Source organism: Rhizobium mulingense (genome assembly GCF_029194105.1).
GTDB classification, from domain to species: Bacteria; Pseudomonadota; Alphaproteobacteria; order Rhizobiales; family Rhizobiaceae; genus Rhizobium; species Rhizobium mulingense.
On the sequence record NZ_JARFVE010000019.1, the window covers coordinates 20706 to 43560 of the forward strand.

22 protein-coding genes, 1 tRNA gene and 1 pseudogene are annotated in these 22855 nt (G+C 61.4%); 16 read left to right on the forward strand and 8 right to left on the reverse strand.

What is annotated here, in order from left to right; translation table 11 throughout:
• Positions 1 to 216: 216 nt before the first annotated feature.
• From secA to PYR71_RS28655, 3 genes are all read left to right on the forward strand, one after another.
• Positions 217 to 2931: a preprotein translocase subunit SecA gene (secA, locus tag PYR71_RS28645; protein ID WP_275621695.1), complete on the forward strand. Its 2715-nt coding sequence runs from the start codon at positions 217 to 219 to the stop codon at positions 2929 to 2931.
• Between the two features lie 178 nt (positions 2932 to 3109).
• Entirely contained in the window at positions 3110 to 4525 is a 1416-nt protein-coding gene (locus tag PYR71_RS28650) for a lipopolysaccharide biosynthesis protein (RefSeq protein WP_275621696.1), read from the forward strand.
• Entirely contained in the window at positions 4526 to 5803 is a 1278-nt protein-coding gene (locus tag PYR71_RS28655; protein WP_275621697.1) for a GNAT family N-acetyltransferase, read from the forward strand.
• Here the strand turns inward: PYR71_RS28655 and PYR71_RS28660 are convergent.
• Positions 5800 to 7428, reverse strand: a complete 1629-nt coding sequence (locus tag PYR71_RS28660; protein WP_275621698.1) for an AMP-binding protein — start codon at positions 7426 to 7428, stop codon at positions 5800 to 5802. The two genes, PYR71_RS28655 and PYR71_RS28660, sit on opposite strands and share 4 nt — an antisense overlap.
• Positions 7429 to 7628: 200 nt before the next feature.
• On the opposite strand from PYR71_RS28660, the gene PYR71_RS28665 reads away from it, so the two are divergent.
• Together PYR71_RS28665 and PYR71_RS28670 are read left to right on the forward strand one after the other, a co-directional pair.
• A complete protein-coding gene (locus tag PYR71_RS28665) occupies positions 7629 to 8609 on the forward strand; it encodes an aldo/keto reductase (protein ID WP_275621699.1) in 981 nt (326 codons plus the stop codon).
• A 130-nt stretch (positions 8610 to 8739) separates the two neighbouring features.
• Positions 8740 to 9537: a class I SAM-dependent methyltransferase gene (locus PYR71_RS28670; protein ID WP_275621700.1), complete on the forward strand. Its 798-nt coding sequence runs from the start codon at positions 8740 to 8742 to the stop codon at positions 9535 to 9537.
• A 2-nt stretch (positions 9538 to 9539) separates the two neighbouring features.
• On the opposite strand, the gene PYR71_RS28675 is transcribed toward PYR71_RS28670, so the two are convergent.
• Positions 9540 to 10118 (reverse strand): TetR/AcrR family transcriptional regulator, encoded by a 579-nt coding sequence (locus tag PYR71_RS28675; protein WP_010032760.1) that lies wholly within the window; start codon positions 10116 to 10118, stop codon positions 9540 to 9542.
• Between the two features lie 128 nt (positions 10119 to 10246).
• On the opposite strand from PYR71_RS28675, the gene PYR71_RS28680 reads away from it, so the two are divergent.
• Together PYR71_RS28680 and PYR71_RS28685 are read left to right on the forward strand one after the other, a co-directional pair.
• Positions 10247 to 11542 carry an MFS transporter gene (locus tag PYR71_RS28680; RefSeq protein ID WP_183917094.1) on the forward strand — a complete coding sequence of 432 codons (1296 nt, stop codon included), beginning with the start codon at positions 10247 to 10249 and terminating at the stop codon, positions 11540 to 11542.
• Positions 11543 to 11668: 126 nt separating this feature from the next.
• Positions 11669 to 11753 (forward strand) — tRNA-Leu (locus tag PYR71_RS28685).
• Between the two features lie 172 nt (positions 11754 to 11925).
• Here the strand turns inward: PYR71_RS28685 and PYR71_RS28690 are convergent.
• Positions 11926 to 12213 (reverse strand): hypothetical protein, encoded by a 288-nt coding sequence (locus tag PYR71_RS28690; RefSeq protein ID WP_003589997.1) that lies wholly within the window; start codon positions 12211 to 12213, stop codon positions 11926 to 11928.
• Positions 12214 to 12382: 169 nt separating this feature from the next.
• A complete protein-coding gene (locus tag PYR71_RS28695) occupies positions 12383 to 12667 on the reverse strand; it encodes a hypothetical protein (protein WP_183917096.1) in 285 nt (94 codons plus the stop codon).
• Between the two features lie 212 nt (positions 12668 to 12879).
• Between PYR71_RS28695 and PYR71_RS28700 the strand changes: the two genes are divergently transcribed.
• Positions 12880 to 14628, forward strand: a complete 1749-nt coding sequence (locus tag PYR71_RS28700; RefSeq protein ID WP_275621701.1) for a cation:proton antiporter domain-containing protein — start codon at positions 12880 to 12882, stop codon at positions 14626 to 14628.
• A gap of 58 nt (positions 14629 to 14686) precedes the next feature.
• On the opposite strand, the gene PYR71_RS28705 is transcribed toward PYR71_RS28700, so the two are convergent.
• The gene (locus PYR71_RS28705) at positions 14687 to 14977 is read right to left on the reverse strand and encodes a hypothetical protein (protein WP_183917100.1); all 291 of its coding nucleotides are present in this window, start codon (positions 14975 to 14977) and stop codon (positions 14687 to 14689) included.
• Positions 14978 to 15173: 196 nt separating this feature from the next.
• Here PYR71_RS28705 and PYR71_RS28710 point away from each other — a divergent pair, with 196 nt between their 5' ends.
• Both PYR71_RS28710 and PYR71_RS28715 read left to right on the forward strand, forming a co-directional pair.
• Positions 15174 to 15764 carry a YqaA family protein gene (locus tag PYR71_RS28710; protein ID WP_275621702.1) on the forward strand — a complete coding sequence of 197 codons (591 nt, stop codon included), beginning with the start codon at positions 15174 to 15176 and terminating at the stop codon, positions 15762 to 15764.
• Between the two features lie 126 nt (positions 15765 to 15890).
• Complete coding sequence (locus PYR71_RS28715) at positions 15891 to 16406, forward strand: disulfide bond formation protein B (RefSeq protein ID WP_275621703.1); 516 nt, start codon at positions 15891 to 15893, stop codon at positions 16404 to 16406.
• A gap of 111 nt (positions 16407 to 16517) precedes the next feature.
• On the opposite strand, the gene PYR71_RS28720 is transcribed toward PYR71_RS28715, so the two are convergent.
• Together PYR71_RS28720 and PYR71_RS28725 are read right to left on the reverse strand one after the other, a co-directional pair.
• Positions 16518 to 17075 carry an HNH endonuclease gene (locus tag PYR71_RS28720; protein WP_010031546.1) on the reverse strand — a complete coding sequence of 186 codons (558 nt, stop codon included), beginning with the start codon at positions 17073 to 17075 and terminating at the stop codon, positions 16518 to 16520.
• A gap of 111 nt (positions 17076 to 17186) precedes the next feature.
• Positions 17187 to 17831 carry a DNA-3-methyladenine glycosylase family protein gene (locus PYR71_RS28725; RefSeq protein ID WP_323115758.1) on the reverse strand — a complete coding sequence of 215 codons (645 nt, stop codon included), beginning with the start codon at positions 17829 to 17831 and terminating at the stop codon, positions 17187 to 17189.
• Between the two features lie 47 nt (positions 17832 to 17878).
• On the opposite strand from PYR71_RS28725, the gene gluQRS reads away from it, so the two are divergent.
• Entirely contained in the window at positions 17879 to 18760 is an 882-nt protein-coding gene (gene gluQRS, locus PYR71_RS28730) for a tRNA glutamyl-Q(34) synthetase GluQRS (RefSeq protein WP_275621705.1), read from the forward strand.
• Here gluQRS and PYR71_RS28735 read toward each other — a convergent pair.
• Positions 18725 to 19648, reverse strand: coding sequence for a YihY/virulence factor BrkB family protein (locus PYR71_RS28735; RefSeq protein WP_183917109.1), 924 nt, complete (start codon positions 19646 to 19648; stop codon positions 18725 to 18727). The two genes, gluQRS and PYR71_RS28735, sit on opposite strands and share 36 nt — an antisense overlap.
• A gap of 76 nt (positions 19649 to 19724) precedes the next feature.
• On the opposite strand from PYR71_RS28735, the gene PYR71_RS28740 reads away from it, so the two are divergent.
• The 5 genes and pseudogenes from PYR71_RS28740 to PYR71_RS28760 all read left to right on the forward strand — a co-directional run.
• Positions 19725 to 20558: an SDR family oxidoreductase gene (locus tag PYR71_RS28740; RefSeq protein ID WP_275621706.1), complete on the forward strand. Its 834-nt coding sequence runs from the start codon at positions 19725 to 19727 to the stop codon at positions 20556 to 20558.
• An 18-nt stretch (positions 20559 to 20576) separates the two neighbouring features.
• Positions 20577 to 20780, forward strand: coding sequence for a twin transmembrane helix small protein (locus tag PYR71_RS28745; RefSeq protein WP_064686421.1), 204 nt, complete (start codon positions 20577 to 20579; stop codon positions 20778 to 20780).
• Between the two features lie 413 nt (positions 20781 to 21193).
• The gene (locus tag PYR71_RS28750; RefSeq protein WP_275621707.1) at positions 21194 to 21772 is read left to right on the forward strand and encodes a cob(I)yrinic acid a,c-diamide adenosyltransferase; all 579 of its coding nucleotides are present in this window, start codon (positions 21194 to 21196) and stop codon (positions 21770 to 21772) included.
• A gap of 32 nt (positions 21773 to 21804) precedes the next feature.
• Positions 21805 to 22593: a rhomboid family intramembrane serine protease gene (locus PYR71_RS28755; RefSeq protein ID WP_275621708.1), complete on the forward strand. Its 789-nt coding sequence runs from the start codon at positions 21805 to 21807 to the stop codon at positions 22591 to 22593.
• 185 nt (positions 22594 to 22778) lie between these two features.
• Positions 22779 to 22855 (forward strand): annotated as a pseudogene (locus PYR71_RS28760) (electron transfer flavoprotein subunit beta/FixA family protein); the annotation flags it as partial.

The window sequence follows — 22855 nt, forward strand, 5'->3', positions numbered from 1 at the left end:
GTCAGCATCGCCTATTCCAGCTCAAAATAGCCATCAACACCGGATTGTGGCCTTTCTGTATCCGCCAAATCCGTTGACATCATTCGACCCCCCTCTTATCTGTCACGCAACCTCGCGTCCAGAACAGTTTCCGGGCGTTTCAAGGCGTGCGCCTGATTTTCGGCTGGGCCGCGGACAAGAAACGTCGCGGATGAATATTGAGAAAGGACCAGTCACATGGTCAGCTTTGGCGGTATAGCCCGCAAGTTATTTGGGTCGTCCAATGATCGCCGCGTGCGGTCCTTCCAGCCGAACGTCACCGCGATCAATTCCATCGAAGAGAAGACGAAAGCCCTGACGGACGAGCAGCTCGCGGCAAAGACCGCGGAATTCCGCGCTCTTCTGGCCGAAGGCAAGACGCTCGACGACATTCTGATCCCCGCCTTTGCCGTCGTGCGCGAGGCTTCGCGCCGCGTTCTCGGCCTGCGACCTTTTGACGTACAGCTGATCGGCGGCATGATCCTGCACTCGAATGCGATCGCCGAGATGAAGACCGGCGAAGGCAAGACCCTCGTCGCCACCCTGCCGGTCTATCTGAACGCGCTTTCTGGCAAGGGCGTGCACGTCGTCACCGTCAACGATTATCTCGCGCAGCGCGACGCCGCGACCATGGGCCGTGTCTATGGCTTCCTCGGCATGACCACGGGTGTCATTGTCCACGGTCTCTCCGACGAGGAGCGCCGCGCCGCCTACGCCTGCGACATCACCTATGCCACCAACAACGAGCTCGGCTTCGATTATCTGCGCGACAATATGAAGTACGAGAAGAACCAGATGGTCCAGCGCGGCCACAACTTCGCGATCGTCGACGAAGTGGACTCGATCCTCGTCGACGAGGCGCGTACGCCGCTGATCATCTCCGGCCCGCTCGACGACCGTTCCGAACTCTACAATACGATCGACGCCTTCATTCCGCTGCTCGCCCCCAGCGATTATGAGATCGACGAAAAGCAGCGCTCCGCCAACTTCTCCGAAGAGGGCACCGAGAAGCTGGAGAACCTGCTCCGCCAGGCCGGCCTCTTGAAGGGCAACGCGCTCTACGACATCGAGAATGTTGCGATCGTCCATCACATCAACAATGCACTGAAGGCCCACAAGCTCTTCCAGCGCGACAAGGACTATATCGTCCGCAACGACGAAGTCGTCATCATCGACGAGTTCACCGGCCGCATGATGCCGGGCCGGCGTTATTCGGAAGGCCAGCACCAGGCGCTCGAAGCCAAGGAAAAGGTGCAGATCCAGCCGGAAAACCAGACGCTGGCCTCGATCACCTTCCAGAATTATTTCCGCATGTACGACAAGCTCGCCGGCATGACCGGCACGGCGCAGACGGAAGCAGAAGAATTCGGCAATATCTACAATCTCGATGTCATCGAGGTCCCGACCAACCTGCCGATCAAGCGTATCGACGAGGACGACGAGGTCTACCGGACCTTCGACGAAAAATTCAAGGCGATCATCGAGGAGATCCTTGACGCCCACAAGCGCGGCCAGCCGGTGCTCGTCGGCACAACCTCGATCGAGAAATCGGAACTGCTCGCCGAGCGCATGCGCAAGCAGGGCTTCAATGACTTCCAGGTGCTGAACGCCCGCTACCACGAGCAGGAGGCCTATATCGTCGCGCAAGCCGGCGTGCCGGGCGCCGTCACGATCGCCACCAACATGGCCGGCCGCGGCACCGACATCCAGCTTGGCGGCAACCTGGAAATGCGTATCGAGCGCGAACTTGGCGAGATCGAAGCCGGTCCGGAGCGTGATGCCCGCATCCAGGCGATTGTCGAAGAGATCAAGGAACTCAAGCAGAAGGCGCTCGCCGCCGGCGGCCTCTATGTCATCGCCACCGAACGCCATGAAAGCCGCCGCATCGACAACCAGCTGCGCGGCCGCTCCGGCCGCCAGGGTGACCCCGGCCGTTCGAAATTCTACCTTTCGCTTCAGGACGACCTGATGCGCATCTTCGGCTCCGACCGCATGGACAGCATGCTGACCAAGCTGGGCCTCAAGGAGGGCGAGGCGATCGTCCATCCCTGGATCAACAAGGCGCTGGAGCGCGCGCAGAAGAAGGTCGAAGCTCGCAACTTCGACATTCGCAAGAACCTGCTGAAGTATGACGACGTTCTGAACGATCAGCGCAAGGTGATCTTCGAGCAGCGTCTCGAACTGATGGAATCGACCAACATTTCGGAGACCGTCTCCGACATGCGCCGCGAAGTGATTGAGGATCTGGTCGAAAAGCATATCCCCGAACGCGCCTATGCCGAACAATGGGATGCCGTTGGCCTGAAGGCCGGCGTCACCAATATCCTCAATCTCGATCTGCCGATCGAGGATTGGTTCAAGGAGGAAGGCATCGGCGAGGACGATATCCGCGAGCGCCTGACGGAAGCCGCCAATGCCGCCTTTACAGAGAAGGCCGAGCGTTTTGGCGCCGACATCATGCATTATGTCGAGCGCTCGATCGTTATGCAGACGCTCGACCATCTCTGGCGCGAGCATATCGTCAACCTCGACCATCTGCGCTCGGTCATCGGTTTCCGCGGCTATGCCCAGCGCGATCCGCTGCAGGAATACAAGTCGGAAGCCTTCGAACTCTTCACCGGCCTGCTCAACAATCTGCGCGAGGCCGTTACCGCCCAGCTGATGCGCGTCGAGCTGGTGCAGCAGGCGCCGGCCGAACCCGAACCGCCGCTGATGCAGGCCCATCATCTCGATCCGATGACCGGCGAAGACAATTTCGCTCCGATCTACCAAGCCTCCGAAGTGATGGTCGCGCCCGAGAACCGCAATCCCGAGGACCCCGCCACCTGGGGCAAGGTCGGCCGCAATGAGGCCTGCCCCTGCGGCTCCGGCAAAAAATACAAACATTGCCACGGCGCCTTCGAACAGGTCTGAGGCAAACACGACAAATCTGAAAATGCCGCCTTCGGGCGGCATTTGCTTTTGTGCGGCAACGCCGGGCAACTGGAGTTCCAGGCCCGCGGACCGCGGCTGTTCCGGAACCGTTTCTTAACCCTGCTCTGTCAAGACTTCGGGGACGATTTGCCTGACCTCAGAGTTATGCGTGTTCATCATGGCGGTCATAGAAACAGCGGAGAAAATGCTGCCGGCGGGACTGCGCCCGATCGGCGGTCGAACGCTGCGCATGCTCGCGGCCGTGCTGACCGAGGGCGGCGAGAAGGCCGCCGCCCAGCGCATGGCGCTGACGGCCTTTTCGATCCGCATCCTCAGCGCCGCACTCGCCTTCGTCTCCCAGATCGTGCTCGCCCGGCTGATGGGCGAATATGAATACGGCATCTTCGTTTTCGTCTGGGTGCTGGTCGTCGTCTTCGGCGATCTCTCCTGCCTTGGCTTCCACACCGCGATCATCCGCTTTCTGCCGCAGTACAAGGCGGCGGGCGCCTTCGAGGAAATCCGCGGCCTCACAGGTATGGCACGGATCTTCGCGCTGCTGTCCGGCACGGCGATGCTTGCCGCCGGCATGCTCGGGCTGCATTTCTTCGGTGATCTGATCGAGCCCTATTATCTCGTCCCGATCTTCCTCGGCCTGTTTGCCATGCCGATGATCGCGCTTGGAGATATTCTGGAGGGCACCTCGCGGGCGAACCACTGGCCGGTGATGGCGCTGAGTCCGGTCTATATTATCCGGCCGATCCTCATCATCGCCTGCATGCTGATTGCGATTGTCATGGGCGCGGAGCATACGGCCGTCACCGCCATGCAGGCGGCGCTCGTGGCCACCTTCGTCACCGCACTCGGCCAATATGGCGCGACTCTTTACCGCCTCCGCCGGCATTATGACGACGGTCCGCGCAAGGTCGATTTCCTTGCCTGGCTCAGTGTCGCCTTCCCGATCTTCTTGATCGAGGGCGTCAGCTTCCTGCTGACCAATTCCGACGTCGTCGTTGTCGGCATTTTCCTCGAGCCGCATGACGTCGCCATCTATTTCGCCGCCGCCAAGACCATGGCGCTGGTGCATTTCATCAACTTCTCGGTCAAGGCCGCTTCCGGCCCGCGTTTTTCCTCGATCATCGCTGAGGGCGACCATGCCCAGCTAGCGAGCGCCGCTGCCGATGCCGCCCGCTGGACCTTCTGGCCGGCGCTCGGCGTCGGTCTTGCCGTTCTCGGGACTGGCCATCTGCTGCTGTCGCTGTTCGGCGGCGCCTTCACTGCGGGTTATCTGGTCATGGCGATCCTGCTTGCCGGCATCCTCGCCAAATCGCTGGTCGGCCCGGCCGAAACGCTGCTGATGATGGCCGGCAAGCAGAATCTCTGCGTCACGCTCTATGCCGGGGCATTGGCCGCCAATGTGGGTCTCAACCTCGCTTTGATCCCGCATTACGGCATCGAAGGCACCGCGATTGCCACCGCCTCCGCCATGGCGGTCGAGGCTATTCTTCTGCATGTCGCCGTGCGCCGCACGCTCGGCATCGTCCTCTTCGCCTTTGCCAGCCCCTCCGCCGCAACGCCAGAAATGAGAGTTCGATAGATGGTGCGTCCGCCCCCCGTCACCGAAAGCACCGACAGCATCACCAACCGCATGATCCATGATCTCGCGTCGCTGCATTTCGAGGCACCGCAGGCCGAGGCCCGTGCCGAGATCGGCCGGCCCGGACGCGAACTTTGCCTCTATCCCGGCAAGCTCGGCTACGACCTTCAGGACGAGCTCGACTTCCTCTCCAACCGGGCGATGGAGCCGAACGTCTTTTTCTCCGGCCGCTTCCTTGCGCCCGCCATGCCGCGGCTCGAAGACAGGCAGGTGAATTTCGCCCTGATCCGCGACCACAATGCCGGCCGGAGCCGCATGCGTTTCCTGCTGCCGTTTTCTGTCGACAAGCCGGGCTTTGCCGTCGGTCCCTCGATCATCCGCGGCTGGTCGAACAGCTTCGGCCCGCTCGGCACGCCGCTTGTCGACAGCGAGGATGCGGCCGAAACCCTCGGCAATTTCTTCGAGGGGCTGACCATCCGCGATCTCAACCTGCCCAGTACCCTGGTCCTGCCGGATCTGAGATTGAACGGAATTTTCGTGCGCATGCTAAAGGCCGTGGCGCTCGGTCGCAATTTGCCGCTCACCGTGACCAATCCCTATCTGCGCCCGATGCTGCAGAGCGAAGAAGAGGCGCCTGCCTATCTGAACAAGACCATCTCCTCCTCGCATATGCGCGAGATGCGCCGCCAGTGGCGTCTGCTGGAGGAACTCGGAACGGCGGCCTATGCCGTCGCCCGCCAGCCGCGCGAAATCCACGTCCGCTTCGAAGAATTCCTGGCGATGGAGGCCGGCGGCTGGAAGGGCAAGCGGCGGAGCGCTCTCGTCACCGACCGCTATCATACCGCCTTCGCCCGCGAGGCCGTGTCGAACCTTGCCGCCGTCGACGCCGTGCGCATTCATACGATCGACCTCAACGGCAAGGCGATCGCCGCGATCGTCGTGTTGATGATGGGCGGCGATGCTTATACCTGGAAGACAGCCTATGACGAAAACTATGCCCGCTATTCTCCGGGCAAGCTTTTGATGAGCGAACTCACCGAATGGCATCTCGACGATGCCAATATCGTCCGCTCCGATTCCTGCGCCGTTTCCGACCATCCGATCATGAGCCGGTTCTGGCAGGAGCGCGAGGAGATGGGAACCCTGGTGGTCGGCCTGAAGCAGAACGGCGACCGGGACATGCGCCAGGTGGCCGCCCAGCTCCACATGTACCGCAGCACCCGCAACATGGCGAAGGTGCTGCGCGAAAAGATCATGTCGCTCGCCGGCCGGGGCTAACCTTCCCTCGCAGCTTTCTCTCGCAGCAGCCGGCGGATCACCTTGCCGGTCGTCGTCAGCGGCAATGATTCGACGAATTCCACCTCGCGCGGATATTCGTGCATCGAAAGCCGCATCTTCACCCAGTCCCTGATATCGACGGCCAGCGCCTCGCTTGGCGAATGGCCCGGCGCCAGCACTATATAGGCTTTGACGATCTCGGTGCGCATGGCATCGGGTTTGCCGACGGCAGCGGCAAGCTGCACGGCGGGATGGCCGATCAGGCAATCCTCGATTTCCGCCGGGCCGATGCGATATCCGGATGAGGTGATGACGTCGTCGTCGCGGCCCTCGAAGGTGACGTAGCCGTCTGCGTCCTGCCGGCCGATATCGCCGGTGAGCAGCCAGCCCTTGGCGAATTTTCGTGTCGTCGCCTCCGTATCGTTCCAATAGCCGAGGAACATGACGGGATCGGGACTGGCGATGGCGATCTGGCCCGGCTCGCCCGCCGGCAATTCATCGCCGGCCTCATTGACGATCGCAACGCGGTGTCCGGGCACCGCCCGGCCGATAGAACCGGCCTTGCTGACATCATAGGCAGCACCCGACGAGAGCACGAAATTGCATTCCGTCTGGCCGTAGAATTCATTGACGGTGATGCCGAGCGTGCGCCGCGCCCACTCATAGGTCTCGCGGCCGAGCGCCTCCCCGGCCGAGCCGATTGTGCGCAGCACCAGATCATATTTCGAGCGGGGATCGGAAACGGATCGCATCAGCCTCAGCGCCGTCGGCGGGATGAAGGCATTGCGCACATCCATCTCCGCCATGATCCGATAGGCCATATCAGCATCGAATTTCTGCGCCGGCGACGAGACGACGGGAACCCCGAGCAAAAGGCTCGGCAGCAGTGCATTGAGCAGACCACCCGCCCAGGCCCAGTCGGACGGCGTCCAGACCTTGTCGCCCACCTTTGGAAAACCCTCATGGGCGAACTGCATGCCGGGAATATGGCCGGGCAGAACACGGTGACCATGCAACGCGCCTTTCGGCGGCCCCGTTGTGCCCGAGGTGAAGATCATCAGCGCCGGATCGTCGGGCGTTGTCTTTTCTCCTTCGAAGACCGGCGCATACGATACGATGAGATCGGCAAAGGAGAGAGCGTCGGGAGCGCCATCGACGCTGATCACATGCCGCAGTTCCGGCAGACGATCGCGGATTTGCCGGATACGATCGAGGCCGAAATCATTGGTGACGATTGCCGCCGCACCCGATATCCGCAGCCGATACTCCAGCGCCTCGACGCCGAACAACAACGCCAGCGGCAAGGCGATCGCGCCCATCTTATAGATCGCGACATGCGCAACCACGGTCTCGAAGGACTGGGGCATCAGCAAAGCAACGCGATCGCCGCGATTGATACCGAGCGATGCCAGCGCATTGGCGAACATGGAAGAGCCGCCGGAAAGCTCGCCATAGGTCAGCGAAAGATGGTCGCCGTCCGGACTGAAATGTTCGAGACAGACACGCTCCGGATCTCTCGCCGCCCAATCGTCGCTGACGGCGCGGCCGATATTGAAGTCTTCCGGAATCCGCCAGGAGAAATCACGATAGAGATCGTCGTAACGATCATGGGAGGGCAGTCGCATAGTCTGGCTTCCGGTGAAATGCTGCAGCAGCTAACACCTTGCGGCGCGGATGTGCAAGCCGACGACGGAACCGGCGGCCCTATCACGTAACATTGTACGCATCGCCGCGCCGATTCCGCGTGCGCCTCCCTGCGACTTTGAGGGTTTCGCACTAGATCATGAAACGCCGTACGGGGTGTCTCAATTCACGGAGTCGTTTCATGGAATACGTCAAATTTGGAAAGACCGGTCTCGAAGTGTCGAAAATCTGTCTGGGCTGCATGACCTTCGGCGATCCGGGCCGTGGCAATCATGCCTGGAGCCTGCGCGAAGAGGAAAGCCGGACGATGATCAGGCAGGCGATCGACCTCGGCATCAATTTTCTCGACACCGCCAACACCTATTCCAACGGTTCTTCAGAGGAGATCGTCGGGCGCGCCATCAAGGACTTCGCCAAGCGCGAAGATATCGTGCTGGCGACCAAGGTGTTCAACCGCATGCGGCCGGGTCCGAACGGCGCCGGCCTGTCACGCAAGGCGATCCTCGACGAGATCGACAATAGTCTTCGCCGTCTCGGCACCGACTATGTCGACCTCTACCAGATCCACCGTTTCGACTACACGACGCCGATCGAGGAAACGTTGGAAGCGCTGCATGACGTCGTCAAAGCGGGCAAGGCGCGTTATATCGGCGCCTCGTCGATGTATGCTTGGCAATTCGCCAAGGCGCTTTACGTCTCCCGGCTGAACGGCTGGACGGAATTCGTCAGCATGCAGAACCATCTGAACCTGCTCTACCGCGAGGAGGAGCGCGAAATGTTGCCGCTCTGCGAAGACCAGAAGATCGCCGTCATTCCCTGGAGCCCGCTGGCCCGCGGCCGTCTGACCCGTGACTGGGACGAGACGACGGCGCGCAGCGAGACCGACGAATTCGGCAAGACGCTCTACACGCAATCGATCGATGCCGACCGCAGGATCGTCGAGGCGGTGGCCGACATCGCCAGCGCCCGCGGCATTTCCCGCGCCCAGATCGCCACCGCCTGGATCCTGCAGAAGAGCGTGGTGTCCGCCCCGATCATCGGCGCGTCCAAACCGAACCACCTGACGGACGCTGTCGCTTCGCTCACGGTCAAGCTCACTGCCGAGGAAATCGCCGTATTGGAAGTACCCTATATTCCGCATGCCGTCGCCGGCTTCAAATAGCCGCATCCCTCTTCTCAGCGCCCTCATAAAGGCAGATCCTCTCCCGACCGCGGTAGAGGATCGGGATACGACACACGCCGGTTACAGTTCCGTCCTGGCACTTGCCTGAAATATCGAGGAATCGTCCATCATGACCACCGTTCCTTTCGAGCCCCGCCGCTTCCGCACCACCGCCGCCTATTACAGCCGTTTCCGCATTCCCTATCCCGACGCGCTGATCGAACGCGTGACCGCCAGAACCGGCCTTCGGCCAGGCGACCGCCTGCTCGATCTCGGCTGCGGACCGGGCCAGATCGGCATCGCCTTCGCCCGCCTTGCCGGTGCCGACGTCACCGGTCTCGATCCGGAGCCGGAAATGCTGGACGCGGCCCGCGAGGGCGCGGCGGCAGCCGGTATTCACGCCGAATTCGTCCTCGGCTCCTCCTACGATCTCGGCCCCGCCTTCGGACCGTTGAAGATCACGACCATGGGCCGCTCGTTCCACTGGATGGACCGCGCCGCAACGCTTGCGACGCTGGACAGGCTGACTAAGCCGGAGGGCGCCGTCATCCTTTTCGGCGACCGCCACATCTCCGCCTCGCCCGCCTGGCGCGACGTTTTGGAAAAGATCTCGGAACGCTTTTCGCCGGAACCGATCAGAACAGAACGACAGCTTCGCCGCGGGCCGGACTGGATAAAGCACGAGGAATTTCTGCTGCGCTCCGCCTTCCGCAATCTCGAACGGATCGGCATCGTCACCGAGCGGCTGCTCGACGCTGACGAGATCATCGGCCGTGCCTTCTCCATGTCGGTCACTTCGCCGCAGGCGCTCGGCGAGAGCACGGCCGAATTCGAACAGGCCTTACGAAACGAGCTCGCCGCTCTCTCGCCGGACGGAAAATTCACCGAGATCATCGAGGCCAACGCCCTCATCGCCTCCCGCGACTGAGCCTATGTCCGGTTGGCAGGATCGAGCTGCCGGCGCATCGTCACCAGAAACTGCTCGGCAAGCCCGCGGTCCTCGACTGCCCGGGCAAGGATGACCGCGCCCATCATCGATGACAGCGTCGTTGCGGCATTGGCCCGGCGTTCCTCTTCGCTCTCGCCGGGAACAATATCGGCGAGCGTATCGACCAGCACGGATAGCCCATCGCTGAAAACGGCGCGAACCGCGCCGCGGCTGCGGCTCACCTCCTGGATCAGTGTTGCGAAGACGCAGCTGCCACCGGGATCATCAACCGTGCGCCAGTGAATATAATGGTCGAGAAGCGTTTCGAGCGGCCGATCCGGCGAACTGGCGATATGTTCCTTCCAGCGCTCTTCTACCCGATCGATCAGTTTGCGGCTGACCTCCAGCGCCAGCTCATCCTTGGAGCTGAAGTGACCGTAAAAGCCGCCATGCGTCAGTCCCGCCGCCTTCATGATGTCGGCAACGCCGACGCCGTCAAAACCGTTTTCCCGGAAGAGCACACCGGCAACACTCAGAATCTTCTCGCGGTTTTCGGCAAATTTCTCGCGGCTGACCCGCATCGTCGTCTCCAGAAATAGCGGCTTGACAAATTATATGATGTCCATCATCAATACGCAAGAAATATGATGACCATCATGTAAATCGGTCCAGTATCTCCGCCAATCTGAATCCCAACGGAATCGCGCACATGGTTTCCACAGCCCTTGCCTCCACCCTTGCCCGGCGCAACATTCATTACGGTTGGGTCGTCGTTGCCGCCACCTTCCTCACCATGCTGGTGACGGCGGGCGCCATGGGCGCGCCCGGCGTGCTCATCAAGCCGCTGCAGGACGAATTTGGCTGGGAAACCTCGCAGATTTCCTCCGCACTTGCGATCCGCCTGATCCTTTTCGGCTTCATGGGGCCGTTTGCCGCCGCCTTCATGAATTATTTCGGTGTGCGCAAGGTCATCGTCTTTGCATTGACGCTGATCGGCATAGGCTTCGTCGGCTCGCTGTTCATGACGACGTTGTGGCAGCTCCTGCTGCTCTGGGGCATCGTCGTCGGCTTCGGCACCGGATTGACCGCCATGGTGCTCGCCGCGACGGTGTCAACGCGCTGGTTTACCAAGCATCGCGGTCTCGTCGTCGGCATGCTTTCGGCGAGTTCTGCCACCGGCCAGCTCGTTTTCCTGCCGCTGATGGCGGAGCTGACGGAGCGTTACGGCTGGCGCTCGACGGTGTTTTTTGTCTGCGCCATGATCATGGTCGCGGCCCTTGCCGTTCTCGCCTTCATGCGCGACCGGCCGGCTGACGTCAATTTGCCCTCCTTGGGTGAGGCGCATGTGACGCCGGCACCGGCCAGGCCGACGCTCGGTGCCGCCCTGATGACGCCGATCACCACGCTGCGCGAGATTTCGACGACCTCGACCTTCTGGATCCTCTTTGCCACCTTCTTCATCTGCGGCCTCAGCACCAATGGCCTGATTCAGACCCATTTCGTCACCCTCTGCGGCGATTTCGGCATCGTGCCGGTGGCCGCCGCCAGCGTGCTTGCCGTCATGGGCATCTTCGATTTCTTCGGCACCATCGGCTCCGGCTGGCTGTCCGACCGGTTCGACAATCGCTGGCTGCTTTTCTGGTACTACGGCCTGCGCGGCCTGTCGCTACTCTATCTGCCCTTCAGCGATTTCAGCTTCTACGGCCTTTCGATCTTTGCCATCTTCTATGGCCTCGACTGGATCGCCACCGTGCCGCCGACCGTCAAGATCGCCGCCGACCGCTTCGGCCGTGAAAAGGCCGGCCTCGTCTTCGGCTGGGTCTTTGCTGGCCATCAGCTGGGCGCCGCCACCGCCGCCTATGGCGCCGGCCTCTCGCGCACGGAACTGTCGAGCTATCTGCCCGCCTTCTTCGTCGCCGGCGCCTTCTGCCTGCTGGCCTCGATCCTGGCGATCACGCTGAAGAAGTCAGGCCTGCCGAGTGCCGCCCCTGCCGCGGCCCACTGATCTCGGAGAGGACCCGGCCTCGAAACAAGGCCGGGTCTCTCCACCGGATTGCCGCGATAACTTCGTTCGTCCGTCTTGCATGCGCAGGCGCACACATGTTAGACACCCGCCTCGTCGGTATCCGTTGCCCCATTGGCGGAATTGGTAGACGCGCTCGACTCAAAATCGAGTTTCGAAAGAAGTGCTGGTTCGACCCCGGCATGGGGCACCAGCCTCCGCTCTGTGAGCTTCGGCTCGGCTGTCGCGCGGCAGTTCCATCAGGAACGAAGGCGGACTGGTTCGATAGCGCTCCGGTTGGCAGCACCATCATTACGATGCGCCGCGTAGCCCATGCTTCAAAGAGCTGACGCGGGAGCATCAAACGAACTCCTATCCGAATAAAACTACTTGTTTTTCAGCAGCCACATCTTGCCGGCCATGGTGATGCCGTAGACGTCTTTCGAGACATCGTCATCCAGGTGCCGCCGCTCGAGGAAACCCGGTTCCTTGAGCTCGCCCAGCGTCTTGGCGGTAACCGATTTGATTTTCTGAGGCCGCTCTTTCCAACGGTCGTTTTTCGCGTAAGTTACCGTCGCGTTCTGATGCGTCCATTTATTGGCAGGTTGAGGGTAAAGGTCTCCATCCCTGGCCAGTTTCAGTGCGGCGATCTGGGACGGCGTAAGCTCAATCATACTAAAGATCCTGGGCAGGAGTTGTTTGCGCTGGGAGTGCGCTTGTACCAAAGGCGTGCTCATAACACCGACGGACGAGTTTCACCACTGCATTGAGAGTATGCGCGCCACGAAAGGCGAAAACCCGGCTCTTTGAACCGGGTTTCAAGTCATTGTCGCGGATTTCCGGTTAATTGCAACGCCGGACGGTTTTGGTCACTTCGCCGTCATCGGTCTGGCGGGTGACACTTCTGGTTTCGCAGCCATTGTCGCGATAGCGGCGGTGCTCACGTTCGCGCACCGCACCGAAAGTGACGCCACGCTCGCTGATGGTGATGCCGGGTCTGACCCGTTCATGACGATAACCGTCATCATAGGTACGTTCCCTCACGTATACGCTGTCGGCGAGAACAGGCGCTGCAAACGAGCAGGCGGCAAGGGCCGCTACAGTACAATTCAGGATGATTTTCCGCATGTCGTTTCTCCATTCTTGATGAAGGGGCAACGAGACAAGACGCAACTGGTTCCAACATCGCCGATCGCCCGGGCCCGCCGCAAACGACAGCAGACCAGTTCCACACCTGATCGCAAGCATTGAGAACAAGGGCCGCCACCCGCCAAATCAACTGTTTAATTTTGCGTGTACTTCGTACAGAGTGGCCGCCGCCATCACAGGAAGGGTCGGACGTGCATCAGGAAGTAGGGCTTATCGCAACGGTCGCCGTCAGTTTCGTTTTCGCGGCGATCCTCGGTTATTGCGCTGACCGGCTCCGGCTGCCACCGCTCGTCGGCTATCTCCTCGCCGGCATCCTGATGGGGCCGTTCACGCCCGGCTTCGTTGCAGACACCGCGCTTGCCGGCCAGCTTGCCGAAATGGGCGTCATCCTCCTGATGTTTGGCGTCGGCCTGCATTTTTCCGCCTCCGATCTGCTCGCCGTGCGCGGGCTCGCCGTGCCCGGCGCGATCGGGCGCATCATCCTCGCCACCCTTCTGGGTATTGGTCTCTGCAAACTCTGGGGCTGGAGCCTTGGCGCCGGCCTGGTCTTCGGCCTCAGCCTGTCGGTTGCGAGTACCGTGGTTCTTCTGAAAGCGCTGGAGGAGCGCAATCTCGTCAACGCGCCGAGCGGGCGCGTCGCAGTCGGCTGGCTGATCGTCGAGGATCTGGTGATGGTGCTGGCGCTGGTGATGCTGCCGGCGCTGGCCGAGCTTCTCGGCGGCCACTCGGTCGATACGACCAATCACGGCCTCGGTGAACTGCCGCTGGCGCTGACAATCGGGCTGACCCTGTTGAAGGTGGCGGCCTTCACCGCCATGGCGATCTTTCTCGGCCCTCGTATCGTGCCCTGGCTGCTGACGATGATCGCCCGCACAGGCTCACGCGAACTCTTCACGCTGACCGTGCTGGCAATCGCGCTCGGCATTGCTTTCGGCTCGGCGGCGATCTTCGGCGTCTCTTTTGCGCTCGGCGCCTTCTTCGCCGGCGTCGTCATGAGCGAATCCCAGCTCAGCCACAGGGCGGCCGCCGATTCGCTGCCGTTGCAGAATGCCTTCTCCGTGCTGTTCTTTGTCTCCGTCGGCATGCTCTTCGATCCCTCGATCCTGGTGCGCCAGCCGCTCGCCGTGATCGGTGCCTTGGCGCTCGTCATTCTCGGCAAGGCCCTCATCACCTTCATGATAGTCATGCTGCTGCGCTATCCGATCGGCATAGGGCTGACGCTGGCCGGCGGCCTCGCCCAGATCGGCGAATTTTCCTTCATTCTTGCCGGCCTCGGAGTCTCGCTCGGGCTGCTGCCGCATGAGGGCCAGGATTTGATCCTTGCCGCCGCGATCCTGTCGATTACCCTCAATCCGATCGTGATCTTTGCCAGCGAGGGCCTGAAAAAATATATCCATTCGAAATGGCCCCCACTCTTCGAAAGCTACGGCAGGAAGAGGCAGAAGACACTCGGCAAGGAACTGGAAAAGATCAGGGCGCTCGGTGAGGAGCGCGAACGTCAGCACCAGTTGAAGATGCAGCAGCTGATCGAAACCTTCCCGCTGTTTTCCCAGGTCGGCGAGGACGCACAGGAGGAGTTGCTGTTGCTCTTCAAGGCAAAGTCAGCCCCGCCCGGCGAACGCGTCATCCGCCGCGGCGACCGCGGCGACAGCATGTATTTCATCTCCTCGGGTGCCGTGGAAGTGCGGCTCGCCAGCGGCGCGATCCGCCTCGAACCGGGTGCCTTCTTCGGCGAGATGGCGCTGTTGAGCGGCGGACGGCGAACGGCCGATGTCATCGCCGTCGACTTCTGCCAGTTCGAAGTCCTTGAGCGACGCGACTTCAACATGTTCATGTCGCACCATCCCAACCTGCGGGCGATCGTCAGCGAAATGGCCCAGAAGCGCACGGAAATGAACGTGCTGCGTCAGCAATGGGAAAAGTCGATGGATCTGTCCTGACGCGCAGACACCCGGAGTTCAGGGGCCAGACCACCTGCAAACCCGTTGTGCGATGCTGTCAGCCTGCCGGCCAATAGCCGTCGGAACGGAAATCCTCCGGGATTGGATCGAGCCGCGACAGTGTCTCGGCCGCGAAATCGATCTGCAGCGACAAGTATTTCAGAGACGCCAGCATCGGCACGCCGGTCGCGAATTCCCGAACGCGGGACAGATGATAACCGCTTTCGTTCAGCCTCCGGGCAGCTTCTCGACGCACATCGTCCCTGTTCGGTCCCCGTCCCGCTCCGAGCCCGTCATCCAGTTCCACGGCCTGAGCGCGGCCGCCCTCGATCACTTTGAACATTCTCATGACACCCTGCACGTCGCCCTCAAACCAGCCTGCCTCACAATGGCCGATTCGCCATCTCATGAAATCTTGGGAGCGGCATCAATGTCCGCATCACGAAATTTTTAGGCGGCGGGTGGCACGAAGGACACGGCCAAGCATTTACAGGGCCGCGCACGGCCCCTAAAGCTCTTTTGCACCGCAACAGGAAGGGAACGGAATGCTCCGCAGACTTTACGACTGGACCATGTCTCTGGCCGCGCGCAAATCGGCTGAAGTCTGGCTTGCCGTCATCGCCTTCGTCGAAAGCTCCGTCTTTCTCGTCCCCGCCGATGTGCTTTTCCTGCCGATGGCGCTCGCCAAACCGGAACGCTCCTATCGCTATGCGCTGATTGCGACTGTCGCCTCCGTGCTCGGCGGCATCGCCGGCTGGGCGCTCGGCTTTTACGCCTATGAGACGGTGGCGCGGCCAGTTCTCGAATTCTACGGCAAACTCGATGCCTTCGAGCAGATGAAGGCCTATGTCACCTATGAGTGGATCCTGCTGCTGCTCGTCACGTCGGGCCTTGCGCATCTGCCGCCGATCAAGATCGTCACCATCCTGTCCGGCGTCATTCACGTCAATCTGGGCCTTTTCATTGTTTCGGCGATTATTGCCCGCGGCGCCCGTTTCCTCTTCCTCGCCTGGCTGCTGCGCCGCTACGGCGAGCCGATCCGTGAATTCATCGAGAAGCGCCTCGGCCAGCTCGTCGGCATCGGTGCCACTGCGGCAATCGTGCTATATTTCGGCTACCGCTCTTTCGCTCACTAGAGCATTTCCTTTTTCTTCGAATAACGAAGATGCTCTATCTCTTTTAATTTTACGCAATTCCGGACGCAAAACCGCTTCACACTTTTGCTGGAATTGCTTCAAGCCAAACTCTCGCGGAGCTCCGCCATGACTGCCACCGCCTCACCCCTAGCCCGTCCCGGCTTCATCTATTCCATACTGCTCGCCATCGGCATGGCGGCGGTGGTCGGCGCCGCTATCGGCTTCCAGTATATCGGCGGCTATATTCCCTGCGCACTGTGCCTGCTGCAGCGCCAGCCCTATTACTACGCGATTCCGATCGCCATTCTCGCTGCGATCTGCGAGCTCGCGGGTCTGCCGAACTGGATTTCCCGCGCAATGATTCTCGCAGCCGGCATCCTGATGGTGGTCACCGCAGGCATGGGCGTCTATCACGCCGGCGTCGAATGGCATTTCTGGCCCGGCCCCGCCACCTGCTCGACCACCGCAAGCAGCATGACGACCAATGCCGGCGATCTGCTCGGCGAACTCAATACGATCAAGGGTCCATCCTGCACCGATGCGGCGCTCCGGGTGCTCGGCCTGTCTTTCGCCGGCTGGAACGTGATTGCGGGGATCCTGCTTGCGGCCTTCGCCTTCGTCGGCGTGCGCAAGGCCGCCTGAGACAAGTCGCTGCGGACGTGGCCGGGGGGCCGCTGACAACGACGCGGAAGCAAAGAGCCAAAGCGCGGCTTGCTGACCACGGTCGATGCGACGCGCTGCAGACGGCTGCGATCAGGGCTGCAGTTCGGTATCCCAGTAGAGATAATCGAGCCAGCTGTCATGCAGATAGTTCGGCGGAAACAGCCGGCCGTTATTGTGCAGGTCCTGCACCGTCGGCTGGTAGGGCTTCTGCGCGGGGAACATGCCTGCCTGCTTCGGAAGCTTGCTGCCCTTGCGCAGATTGCAGGGCGAGCAGGCCGCCACGACATTCTCCCAGGTCGTCTCGCCTCCGTGGGCGCGCGGAATGACGTGGTCGAAGGTCAGGTCGTCATGCGAGCCGCAATATTGGCACTCGAACCGATCGCGCAGGAAGACGTTGAACCGGGTGAAGGCTGGATTGCGCGATGGCTGCACATAGGTCTTAAGGCATACGACACTCGGAAGCCGCATCGAAAAACTCGGCGAGGAAACCGAATGTTCATACTCTGCGATGATGTTCACACGGTCGAGAAATACCGCCTTGATCGCGTCCTGCCAGGACCACAGCGACAAGGGGTAATAACTCAGCGGCCGGTAGTCAGCGTTCAGGACGAGCGCTGGCAGGGCCTGCGGGGAGACTGCAATCGTCAAGGGACTCTCCTGATCGATTCGGCATCTGCACCTGTATATTAGGCCGGTTGTTACAGGATTGTGAAGTCCAATAAATTCAGAGGATAAAGGCAATTTAAAGAGTGTTGCCGATCAGCCGACCGGCACCATGTCACGTCGCATTTTCGTGGCGTAGTAAGCCCAGAAAAGCCGGGCTGCCACCGAGCGCCACGGCGACCAGACCTGCGAAACCTTGGCAAGCGCCTTCGCTTGCGGCCGCGCCGCAAGTCCGAGCGCGGCTCCGACGGCATTCTGCAACGCGACATCGCCGGCCGGAAAGACATCGGCATGGCCGCCGCAGAACATCAGATAGACCTCCGCCGTCCAGGGGCCGACGCCCTTCAGCCCCGTCAGTTCGCCGAGCGCTTCGCCCGGCGGCTTCAGGCAGAGCCCGGAAAGATCGAGGCGGCCGGAGGCAACCGCTTCAGCGATCCGCGTCAGCGTATCGGCCTTGGCGCGCGACAGGCCGAATTCTCGCCATGCCTCGGGGTGAAGCAGCAGGTAAGCGTCCGCCGTCAGCGGGCCATCCGCCGGCAGCATGCGCCGCCAGATCGCCTCGGCGCTGGCGCGCGAAACCATTTGCGATACGATGATATGGGCAAGGCCGGCAAAACCGGCTTCGCGCAGCCGCAGCGGAAGGGGACCTACATCCGCGGCGATCGGTGCAAGGCGCGGATCGAGGCGAAGCAGCGCTTCGAGCCCCAGCCTGACGTCATCGTCGTTGCGGATGATCTGCACCGCGTCCTCCCAGTGGTTCAAAACCAAAATCCGTGGCAGAAGAAAGCATGACCACGAGCGAGCGTCAAAAACCTGTCTTTCGTTTTGCGCCGAGCCCCAACGGATCGCTGCATCTCGGCCATGCCCTTTCGGCCTTTTTGAACCGCGACATGGCCGAAGCATTGCATGGCCGCCTGCTGCTGCGCATCGAGGATATCGACCAGGCCCGCTGCACCGCCGAATTCGAGGCCGGCATCCTGAGAGACCTCGACTGGCTTGAGATCGACTGGGAAAGTCCGGTGCGGCGCCAGTCGGAGCATTTTCCGGAGTACCAGGCGGCGCTGCATGCACTGATCGAACGTGGCCTGGTCTATCCGGCTTTTCTGACGCGCGGCGAAGTGAAGGCGCGTGTCGCCGTCTATGAGGCAGCGGGCCAATCCTGGCCGCGCGATCCCGATGGCACGCCGCATTATCCGCCGATTGATCGCGAGCGGCCCGAAACCGAATGGCGGGAGATCCTTTCCTCCGGGAAAAAACATGCCTGGCGGCTCGACATGCGCAAGGCACTCGACCTGATCGGCGAACTGCTGTTCTGGACGGAAACCGGCGACGGCAGGACAGGCGAGATCGCCGCCGAACCTGGCGTCTGGGGAGATGTCATCCTGTCGCGCTCGGATGCTCCTTCGAGCTACCATCTGTCGGTGGTCGTCGACGACGCCCTGCAGGGCGTCACCCATGTCGTGCGCGGTCTCGACCTTTTCGACGCCACATCGGTGCACCGGCTGCTGCAGGTTCTGCTCGGCCTGCCGCAGCCCCTCTACCACCATCACCGTCTCATTCTCGACGCCGATGGCCGCAAGCTTTCGAAAAGCGAAGGTGACAGCGGGCTCGCCGAATTGCGTGCCCGAGGCATGTCAGGGACCGACATTCGCCGCCTTGTCGGGCTCTGATGGCCGTTCGACACGCTCTCTGCCGACGATCGAAAGCGTATGCGAGAACATCCGGAAGACGCGGAACTTGATGAGCGCCGCGTTGATCTCCGCTCCGACGATGAAAATGACGCCGACCATGTAGAGGAAGATCAGGACGATCATCACCGAGGCGAGACCGGCATAGGTCGCCGTATAATTGGCGAAGGTGGCGAGATAATAGGCAAAGATCAACGCGCCGGCGAGCCAGAGCAACAGCGTCAGCAAGACCCCCGGAATAACGTCGAACACCCGCCGCTTGCCGGCCGGCAGCCAGAGATGCATGACCAGCAGGCCGACGGTCAGCACGACAAGTGTGCCGTAAATGCGCCAGCTGAAGACGATGTCGAGCGTATCGGCAAACAGCGGCAACCATTTCCGGGCATAGTCGAGCGCCAGTGGTACCGCCACCAGCAGGATACTGATCGCCGCGAAGATGATGACCGCGATCAGCACGTAGCCGAGGCTGGCCAGGCGGGTGAAATACCACGGCCGGCTTTCCTGCACGCGGTAGGCACGATTGAGCGAAATACGCAGCGCTTCGACGCCGTTCGAAGCGAAATAGGCGGCCGCCAGCACCGAGATCGTCAGCAGCCCGCCGCGCTGAATGGTCAGGACCTGCAGCACCTGGTCGGCCAGCGGCTTGGCGATCGCTTCGGGCCAGGTGTCGAAGATCAGATGGATGGCGGTCGAGGAAAACTGATCGGCGCCGAGGAAGCTTGCAAGCGCAGTACCGAAGATCAGGAAAGGGAAAACCGCAAGCAGGCTCGACAGCGCCACGTGGCTTGCCATCGCAAATCCGTCATCCTCGACCATGTGACAGATCGCGTCATAGACCACGTCGTAGATCGTGCGCAGCACCTTCCGCATTCCGTCTCCGGCTTTCCACGTTGTATCCTCTGGCCGAATATGGGAAACGAGTCTCATTTTGTACAGGAATCATTCCATGGCGGGAGAGCGCACAATCGTCGTCACCGGCTGCTCCTCCGGCATTGGCGCGCATTGCGCCCGGGCGCTGAAAGCCGATGGCTGGCGCGTCTTTGCGACGGTGCGCAAAACGGATGATCTGACGGGTCTGGAAGCCGACGGCATTGAAGCCTTGTTGATGGACTACGCCAGGATCGAGACGATTTCCGAGCTGGTCGACACCGTCTTGAAACGCAGCGACGGCCGTATCGACGCGCTCTTCAACAACGGTGCCTACGGCCAACCGGGCGCCGTTGAGGATCTTTCGACGGCAGCGCTGCGCGCCCAGTTCGAAGCGAATTTCTTCGGCTGGCACGAATTGACGCGGCAGGTCATCCCGGCGATGCGCAAACATGGGCAGGGCCGGATCGTCCAATGTTCGTCCATTCTCGGCGTCGTCCCCTATCGCTATCGCGGCGCCTACACCGCCTCCAAATTCGCGCTCGAGGGCCTCAGCATCACCCTGCGCATGGAGCTGCACGGCAGCGGCATCCATGTGAGCCTGATCGAGCCCGGACCGATCGCCACGCGTTTCACTGCCAATGCGCTCGCAAAGATCAAGGAAAACATCGACGTCGAGAACTCGCCGCACGCGGCCAATTATATCAGGCAGTTGGCGAGGCTCGACGGTTCGGGGCCGGTCAATCGTCATAAACTTGGCCCCGAGGCTGTCTATTCGGTATTGAAACACGCATTGAACTCAAAAAATCCAAGGCCACATTATCCCGTAACGACTCCGGCTAAACAGGGCATGTTCCTGAAGCGGCTGCTTCCGGCGGACCTCTTCTACCGCCTGATGCGCTGGACGGACTGACTGAGAAAGCTGAATGCCATGTCCACAATCACCTATATCCTCGCGGTCATCGTCATGGGCGTCGTCGCCCTTGTGCTGATCCGCGGCCTCTTCAACATGATGAAGGGCGGCGACGCCAACCTTTCCAACAAGCTGATGCAGCTTCGCGTCCTGCTGCAGGCTGTCGCCGTCATCCTGATCATGCTGACGCTCTGGATCACCGGCGGCGGCCGCCCGACCTGAGGGATGACCTAACGATAGAGGGGTAAATATGGGTACTATCGCCTCATCGAACTCCCTCATTCCTGTGCTCGTCACAGGAATCCAGCCACCGCGCGTCCGCGCGGTGATTAACAAAATCCGACGTTCTCCCGCGCCTAAGGACTTGGGCGCAGAAGCCCAATCCCACCCGCCGTCATCCTCGGGCTTGACCCGAGGATCCATCCCCGTAGCTGCTGATGGATGCGGAGTGGATGCTCGGGTCAAGCCCCAGCAAGACGGAGGGTGGGGTGAGTCGAAGAACCACTCACAGCGTATACACCCGTGTCAGGGACGCTGTCCGCCAGCGCAACCAATAATGTCGGCGCCGGGCTGGACCGACTTGATGAGGCAAAATGGGCGGACGTGACAGCCCTCCCCCCAACACGCGGTGCAGCATGGTGAAACTCAACAAGATTTACACAAAGACCGGCGACGATGGCACGACAGGGCTGGCTTCCGGCCCGCGCCGCCGGAAGGACGATCTGCGCGTCGAAGCGTATGGCACGATCGACGAGGCCAATTCCGCGATCGGCCTGGCGCGGCTTTACACGACAGAGTTGGCCGACCTCGACACCATGCTGATGTCGATTCAGAACGATCTCTTCGACCTCGGCGCCGATCTTGCCACGCCCGACACCGGCGAACCACCGGCCTATGAGCCGCTGCGGATTGTCGAGACGCAAGTCGAGCGCATCGAGCGCGATATCGATCGGCTGAACGCCGACCTCAGTCCGCTGAGCTCCTTCATTCTGCCGGGCGGCGGCCCGGCCGCCGCGCATCTGCATCTGGCCCGCACGGTGGCCCGCCGGGCCGAACGACTGATGGTGACGCTGGGGCGCATGGAGGGCGAAATCGTCGGCGGGGCCGCGATGAAATATATCAATCGGCTTTCAGATTTCCTCTTCGTCGCCGCCCGCCATGCAAATGACCGAGGTCGTGCGGATGTGCTTTGGGTTCCGGGAAAAAACAGATAGGCTTGCCGCGATCACGATTGCCGGGGGCCTTTATGTTCATACCATTTCATGACGCCAATACGCTGAAACACATCAAGGTTCAGTGGGTGACGTTGGCCTTGATCGCGTTGAATGTCGCGGTCTGGCTCTTTATCAGCCTGGAGAGCGAACAGGCTGCGCAGGCAACAACCGTCGGCCTCGGCTTCATCCCGGCAATCGCCTTCGGGCAGGCGCAGTTGGCTGAGGGATTGGACATTGTGCCGGAGCCGCTGACCTATCTCAGCTACGCCTTCGTCCATTCGGGCTTCTGGCATCTGGCCTCCAACATGGTCTTCCTATGGGTCTTCGGCGACAATGTCGAGGATGCGGTGGGGCATATGCGCTTCCTGCTTTTCTACCTCCTCTGCGCGGCCGCCGGCGCGCTTTGCCACGGTTTGCTGACGACAATGCCGGAAGCGCCGCTGGTCGGCGCCTCGGGGGCGATCTCCGGGGTCGTTGCCGCCTATGTCATGCTGCATCCGCGTGTCAAGGTCTGGGTGCTGGTGTTCTTCCGCGTGCCCTTGCCCCTGCCGGCCTTCGTGCCTCTGCTTTTGTGGATCGGCCAGCAGTTCTTCATGCTGGCGGTGGCGCCCGATGGCGACGTCTCCTGGGGCGCCCATGTCGGCGGCATTCTTGCCGGGGCTGTTTTGATCCTGGTGCTGCGTCGTCGCGGCGTACCGCTCTTCGATCGGGAAATAGTGACGCCGCGCGCCGTGAGGAACGAAGCCGGCGTCGGTACGGCCGTTGCCGCCGGCGCGGATGGACGGATCGAGCGTCTACCTTGGGGCCGTGGCCGAGGCTAACAGACATATTGACGTGTACGTCAACGTCCATATATTGCCGACGCAATCCCCTGCCTGCGTCATGCAAGCGTTGTATTTGGGGGAAAAACGCGTATCCATGTCGCCATTCGACAATCGAAGCGGCGCTCGAGCGCGCATTTTCCTTAAAAGCCTCGCTGAAGCCAGTTTTTCTTGAAGGAGACCCCATGAAGATTCTCGTGCCCGTCAAACGGGTTGTCGACTACAACGTGAAGATCCGGGTGAAGCCGGATGGCACGGGTGT

Excerpts from the sequence above, each read along its gene's own strand:
- PYR71_RS28695 (WP_183917096.1), bottom strand. The coding sequence starts at position 12,667 with ATGCGGAAAATCATCCTGAATTGTACTGTAGCGGCCCTTGCCGCCTGC.
- PYR71_RS28705 (WP_183917100.1), bottom strand. The coding sequence starts at position 14,977 with ATGAGAATGTTCAAAGTGATCGAGGGCGGCCGCGCTCAGGCCGTGGAA.
- PYR71_RS28755 (WP_275621708.1), top strand. The coding sequence starts at position 21,805 with ATGTTCATACCATTTCATGACGCCAATACGCTGAAACACATCAAGGTT.
- PYR71_RS28680 (WP_183917094.1), top strand. The coding sequence starts at position 10,247 with ATGGTTTCCACAGCCCTTGCCTCCACCCTTGCCCGGCGCAACATTCAT.
- PYR71_RS28735 (WP_183917109.1), bottom strand. The coding sequence starts at position 19,648 with ATGCGGAAGGTGCTGCGCACGATCTACGACGTGGTCTATGACGCGATC.
- gluQRS (WP_275621705.1), top strand. The coding sequence starts at position 17,879 with ATGACCACGAGCGAGCGTCAAAAACCTGTCTTTCGTTTTGCGCCGAGC.
- PYR71_RS28650 (WP_275621696.1), top strand. The coding sequence starts at position 3,110 with ATGGCGGTCATAGAAACAGCGGAGAAAATGCTGCCGGCGGGACTGCGC.
- PYR71_RS28660 (WP_275621698.1), bottom strand. The coding sequence starts at position 7,428 with ATGCGACTGCCCTCCCATGATCGTTACGACGATCTCTATCGTGATTTC.
- PYR71_RS28670 (WP_275621700.1), top strand. The coding sequence starts at position 8,740 with ATGACCACCGTTCCTTTCGAGCCCCGCCGCTTCCGCACCACCGCCGCC.
- PYR71_RS28745 (WP_064686421.1), top strand. The coding sequence starts at position 20,577 with ATGTCCACAATCACCTATATCCTCGCGGTCATCGTCATGGGCGTCGTC.
- PYR71_RS28715 (WP_275621703.1), top strand. The coding sequence starts at position 15,891 with ATGACTGCCACCGCCTCACCCCTAGCCCGTCCCGGCTTCATCTATTCC.
- PYR71_RS28690 (WP_003589997.1), bottom strand. The coding sequence starts at position 12,213 with ATGATTGAGCTTACGCCGTCCCAGATCGCCGCACTGAAACTGGCCAGG.
- PYR71_RS28710 (WP_275621702.1), top strand. The coding sequence starts at position 15,174 with ATGCTCCGCAGACTTTACGACTGGACCATGTCTCTGGCCGCGCGCAAA.
- secA (WP_275621695.1), top strand. The coding sequence starts at position 217 with ATGGTCAGCTTTGGCGGTATAGCCCGCAAGTTATTTGGGTCGTCCAAT.
- PYR71_RS28665 (WP_275621699.1), top strand. The coding sequence starts at position 7,629 with ATGGAATACGTCAAATTTGGAAAGACCGGTCTCGAAGTGTCGAAAATC.
- PYR71_RS28655 (WP_275621697.1), top strand. The coding sequence starts at position 4,526 with ATGGTGCGTCCGCCCCCCGTCACCGAAAGCACCGACAGCATCACCAAC.
- PYR71_RS28740 (WP_275621706.1), top strand. The coding sequence starts at position 19,725 with ATGGCGGGAGAGCGCACAATCGTCGTCACCGGCTGCTCCTCCGGCATT.
- PYR71_RS28675 (WP_010032760.1), bottom strand. The coding sequence starts at position 10,118 with ATGCGGGTCAGCCGCGAGAAATTTGCCGAAAACCGCGAGAAGATTCTG.
- PYR71_RS28750 (WP_275621707.1), top strand. The coding sequence starts at position 21,194 with ATGGTGAAACTCAACAAGATTTACACAAAGACCGGCGACGATGGCACG.